We start from the raw sequence: 5,100 nt of genomic DNA, 5'->3' as shown, positions 1-5,100 counted from the left end.
CCGTCTCCGAAGTAAACCGATCACCCGTCAACTGCATACCATCACCCGAATCACCCGCAAAACGGATAATGACTCGGCTCAGGCTCTCGGTGGGCTTCGCGGGTGCTCCGGCACCGGCGGGTGCCGGAGCCGGAGCGGCGGTCGCCGAGGACGACGGCGTTGACTGCGTTAATGGCGTTGCCGGGTCAGCGTGCGCGTTTCCGGGGGTGGCCCCACTCATAGCGACTCGATGTCCTTCGAGAGCGGCAGTCGGTTACGGCAGTCGAAGACGTAGCGGGCCGATGCGGCGATCGCCTCGTAATCGAAGTCGTCGTGATCGGTGACGATGAGCACGGCGTGTGCCCGCGCTATCTCCTCCGGGGTCAATTCGACCTGGGTGAGGCCCGGCACGTGTGGGTCCTCGGTGATGTGCGGGTCGGCGAACCGCACTGTGGCGCCCGCCTCGATGAGCATGGAGGCGATCGGCAGTGCCGGGGATTCGCGCAGGTCGCCCGTGTTGGGCTTGTAGGCGAGGCCGAGCAGCAGAATGCGCGAACCGGTGACCGTCTGGTGCCGCCGGTCAAGGCCGCGGGTCAACTTCCGGACCACGTGCTCCGGCATGGCGTTGTTGAGCTCGTCCGCCAGTTCCACCAGCCGGAACCGCTTGCTCGACGCGCGCTCGACCTTCCACGACAGATACAGCGGGTCCACCGGCAGACAGTGCCCGCCGACACCGGGGCCCGGCGTGAAGCGCATGAAGCCGAACGGCTTGGTGGCCGCGACCTCAAGGGCGTCCCACACATTCACGCCGATTCCTTCGGCATGCGTGGCCAATTCGTTGACCAGCGCGATGTTGACGTGCCGGAAGGTGTTCTCCATGACCTTGGCGAGTTCGGCCACCCGCGGCGCCTTGGCGACCACGACTTCCTGCACGATCGTCGCATAGAAGGCGCGCACGCTCTCCAGCGACGCCGCATCGACACCCGACACCACCTTGGGCGTGGTCTCGAAGGTCCACTGCGCATTGCCCGGGTCAATGCGTTCCGGGCTGTATCCGAGATGGAATTCCGTCCCGGGTTCGAGCCCGGAACCCTCCCGCAGGATCGGCGCGAGCACCTCCTCGGTGGTGCCCGGATAGCTCGTCGATTCCAGGATGACGGTGGCGCCCGGCCGCAGTCGGGACGCCAGTGCCTTTCCCGCCGCCTCGATGTACGAGAGGTCGGGCACCCCCTCGTGCAGCGGAGTGGGCACGGTGATGACCGCGATATCGAAACCGTCCAGGTCTTCGGTGTCGATGCTCGCCCGATAGGTGCCTTGGTCGATGACCTCGGCGAGGCGCGGTGAGGGAACGTCCCCGACGAACGAGTCACCCACGGCGAGTTTCTTCACCCGGGACTCATCGGTGTCGTAACCGACGACCTGGTACCCGTGCTCAGCAGCGGCAACGGCCAAGGGCAGGCCGACATACCCCTGCCCCACTACGACCAGTTTCGTGGTCAAAGGAAGCTCCCTAGTCGAAGAATTCACAGACCGAGTCGGCGATGTATTCCACCTGACTGTCGGAGAGGTGCGGCCAGATCGGAATGGCCAGGTTCTGGTCGCTGGCCCGCTGCGCGCCAGGCCAGGTGACGCCCTCGGGCGCGTACGCGGAGAACGCGGGCTGGAGCGGCAGCGGCACCGGGTAGTAGACGTGCGTGCCGATGTCCTTCTCGCTCAGCCAGGCGCGCATGTCGGCGCGGCGCTCCACGAGCAGCGAGTACACGTAGTAGCAGCGGCCGTTGCGGCCGGCGGGCGGGGCGAGGACGCCCCGGCCGGCGAGCGGCTCAAAGCGCTCCGTGTAGTAGTCGGCGATCCGCGCCCGGCGCTCCAAGCGGTCCTCGAAGCCCGCGTGCCGGTGGAGCTGGAAGGCGGCGATGATCTCGTCGAACCGGCTGTTCTGGCCGACCTTGTGGTGCAGGAAGCGGGTAATGCCGTCCTGGCCGTGGTTGCGCAGCATCCGCACCAGCCGGCCGAGCTCCGGGTCGTCGGTGAGCACCGCGCCGCCCTCGCCGGCCGTGCCGAACGCCTTGACCTGGAAGAACGAGAAGACGCCCAGATCGCCCCAGCGGCCCGACGGCACCCCGTCGAGCACCGCGCCCTGGGCCACCGCCGCGTCCTCGATGACCTTCAGACCGCGGTCGTGCGCGATCTTATTGATCTTCGGCATGTCGGCCATGATCGAGAACACGTGGGCGGGCATCACGGCGCGGGTGCGGCTGGTGATGAGCTTCTCGATCGACTCCGGGTCGATGACCATGGTGTGCGGGTCGACGTCCGCGAAGACCGGGGTGGCGCCGAAGTTGGCCACCGAGCTGGCGACCGGCTGGCAGCAGAACGCGGGCACGATGACCTCGTCGCCGGGGCCGATGCCCAGCGCCTGCACCGCCAGGTTCAGGCCACCGGTGCCGCTGGAGCAGGCGATGACGTGCTCGGCCTCGGTGGTGCGGCGCAGCTCCTCCTCCAGCTCGGCGGTGCGCCGGCCCAGGATGAACTTCTGGTCCTCGTCCGTACCGACCTCGAACAGCAGGTCCTTGAACGCCTGCCGGTCCGTCTCGAAGAGGTCGGGCGGGAAGAACGGGATGGTGGCCATGGTCATCGCCTTCCGGCGTAGAAGTCCGAGATGGCGGCGCAGACCGTCTCCAGTTGCGCTTCCGTCAGGTCCGGGTACAGGGGCAGCGCCAACGTCCGCTCGCAGGCCGCCTCGGCGTTGGGCAGACTGCCGGGCCGCAGCCCGACGTCGCCGTCGGCGTAGCAAGGCTGGGTGTGCAGCGGGCGCGGGTAGTACGTCTCGGTGCCGATGCCCCGGGCCGTCAGGTGGGCCGCCAGCTCGTCCCTGGCCTCGACCTCGACCTGGTACACGTAGAAGACCGGCTCGGACGCCACGGAGCGGGGCACGATGCGCGGTACGGCAAGCACGCCGTCGGTGTCGCGCAGCCGCTCGGTGTAGGCGGCGGCCAGCGCGGCGCGGCGGGCGATGTCCTGGTCGAGGCGGCTCATCTTGGCGAGCAGGACGGCCGCCTGCACGTCGTCCATCTTGCTGTTGGTGCCGGAGACTCCGGAGAGGTTGGAGATGCCGGCGATGTGGTCGATGGTCTTGCCCATCCGACCGTGGTGGCGCAGCACGGCGGCCTGTTCGGCCAGCTCCTCGTCGTCGGTGAGGATCAGGCCGGCGTCGCCGAGCGCCCCGAGCGTCTTGGTCGGGAAGAAGGAGAGCACGCCGCCGCGGCCGATCAGGCCGGCGTGGGTGCCGTCCCAGCGCATGCCGATGGCCTCGGCGCTGTCTTCGAGGAACATCACGTCATGGCGGCGGGCCACCTCTGACAGCGCTGTCAGATCAGCGAGCTGGTGGAACAGGTGCGCCGGCATGATGGCCCTGGTCCGCTCGGTGATGAGCTCTTCGACTGAGGCGGCGTCCATGGCGTAGTCACCGTCGGCGGTGATGTCGGCGAAGACCGGACGGGCACCGACCAGGCTGACGGACGAGGCCGAGGCGAAGAACGAGAAGGCCGGCACGATGACCTCGTCACCGGGGCCGATCCCGGCCGCGCGCAACAGGATCACCAGGGCGTCGGTGCCGCTGTTGACGGCAACCGCCCGGCGAGCACCGGTGTATGCGGCGATGGCGCGCTCCAGCTCCGCCACCTTGCGGCCGTGGGAGAACTTGCCCCGGTCGAAGACATCATCCGTATGTCGGCTGATGAGCGGCCAGAGTTCCTTGAAGGACTCTGCCTGCGTGAAAAACGGAACCGGCGCGGCGGCAGCATCGGTAAGCGTGGGCACCATAGGGGTGACGCTATGAAGCGGTTCTGTGACGTCGCTACGGACAAGAACTTGCCGGTAGCAGTCAATCCAGGCCAGCCGGCCAGAGCCGGAACTCGCACCGCCGAATCTGCCATGCACAGACAGACCCGCGTACGACAGGACAAGATCTTGTCAGTCTGCGCCGGTGCGCGCGGTGGTATCCGACGCACCGTCAGCCCACGGTATACCAGGAGCGCACGCCCGGCTCCACTCCGTATCCAAGCGCCCTAACAGCGCCTTGTACACCCCGCGTCGAGCCCCCGATACCCCCTACGCGACTTCCCCGGCCCCCTAAATCCACGGCAGTAGGGGTCGGTCCAGCATGGCGCAATTCTGCGCGTGTCGGTACATGGGATGTCCGTACGAGCCCGAACACGACCGGAACGGGCCACAGCGGACCACTGACGGCCAAGTCTGCCCTGACGGCGCGGAGGGGGCCCGTGGGGCCCGGGTGGGGCCGCACGTTGGGATAGCACGTTGGGATAGCGCGTTGGGATAGCGCGTGGGCCGGCGGCGAGAGCAAACAGCGAGGCGCCCCGGGGCGCTGGCCGGCGTGACAGCACGCTGCCATACGGGAGCCGCAGCAGGCAGCGCCGAACAACGTGGACCGACAGCGGCCGGGCGGGCGCGAGGCGAACCCCACACAGCGCAAGCCCGTACGCAACACCCAGCCCCTGCCGTACGAAGCAACCTGGGCAGCATCACCGAGGCAGCCAACCAGCAGCGAGCCCGATCCCACACAGCGCAAGCCCGTACGACAACACCCAACCCCCGCCGTACGAAGCAACCTGGACAGCATCACCGAGGCAGCCAACCAGAAGCGAGCCCGACGCCACACAGCGCAAGCCCGTACAGCGACACCCAACCGTGCGGAGCGCACCGGCCGGCGGCGGGCAACCCCGGCAGCAACACACGGGGGGCGAACGGTGAGCGGGCCGCAGGCCGCCCCGTGGGCCGCCCCGTGGATCAGGACGCGCCGCGGAGGGCTGGGCGGGCCGGGTGGGCGGGGGCCGGGGCGAGGAGGTCGGCCGCGGGGGTGAGGAGGTCGTGGACGACGTCGGCGATGGCGTCGGCGGTGAGGCCGGCCTCGCTCAGGACCTCGTCGCGGCTGCCGTGTTCGCTGAACCGCTGGAGCAGGCCGAATTCGTGGACGGGGGTGGTGATACGGGCGTCGCGCAGGGCGCCGGTCAGGGCCGAGCCCACGCCGCCCACCCGGCCGTTGTCCTCGACCGTGACCACCAATTCGTGCTCCGCAGCCCACCCCACCAACGTGGAATTGAC

General features: G+C 68.8%; 4 protein-coding genes and 1 pseudogene. All 5 read right to left on the bottom strand.

Annotated elements, in window-relative coordinates; genetic code table 11:
* Nucleotides 1–220: pseudogene (locus tag AAHZ94_RS36540) on the bottom strand (2-oxoacid:acceptor oxidoreductase subunit alpha); the annotation flags it as partial.
* Nucleotides 217–1,479, bottom strand: coding sequence for a nucleotide sugar dehydrogenase (locus AAHZ94_RS28200; RefSeq protein WP_349996357.1), 1,263 nt, complete (start codon nucleotides 1,477–1,479; stop codon nucleotides 217–219). The gene AAHZ94_RS28200 and the pseudogene AAHZ94_RS36540, both read right to left, overlap by 4 nt.
* A 10-nt stretch (nucleotides 1,480–1,489) precedes the next feature.
* Complete coding sequence (locus AAHZ94_RS28195) at nucleotides 1,490–2,608, bottom strand: DegT/DnrJ/EryC1/StrS family aminotransferase (RefSeq protein WP_349996355.1); 1,119 nt, start codon at nucleotides 2,606–2,608, stop codon at nucleotides 1,490–1,492.
* A gap of 2 nt (nucleotides 2,609–2,610) precedes the next feature.
* Nucleotides 2,611–3,801, bottom strand: coding sequence for a DegT/DnrJ/EryC1/StrS family aminotransferase (locus AAHZ94_RS28190; protein ID WP_349996353.1), 1,191 nt, complete (start codon nucleotides 3,799–3,801; stop codon nucleotides 2,611–2,613).
* 984 nt (nucleotides 3,802–4,785) lie between these two features.
* Nucleotides 4,786–5,100, bottom strand: a 315-nt coding sequence (locus tag AAHZ94_RS28185) for a transketolase C-terminal domain-containing protein (protein ID WP_349996351.1), incomplete at its 5' end; no start/stop codon positions are given.

It is taken from the genome of Streptomyces sp. HSW2009 (genome assembly GCF_040240285.1).
Lineage (GTDB): Bacteria > Actinomycetota > Actinomycetes > Streptomycetales > Streptomycetaceae > Streptomyces.
This window is presented reverse-complemented; position numbering and strand designations above follow the sequence as displayed.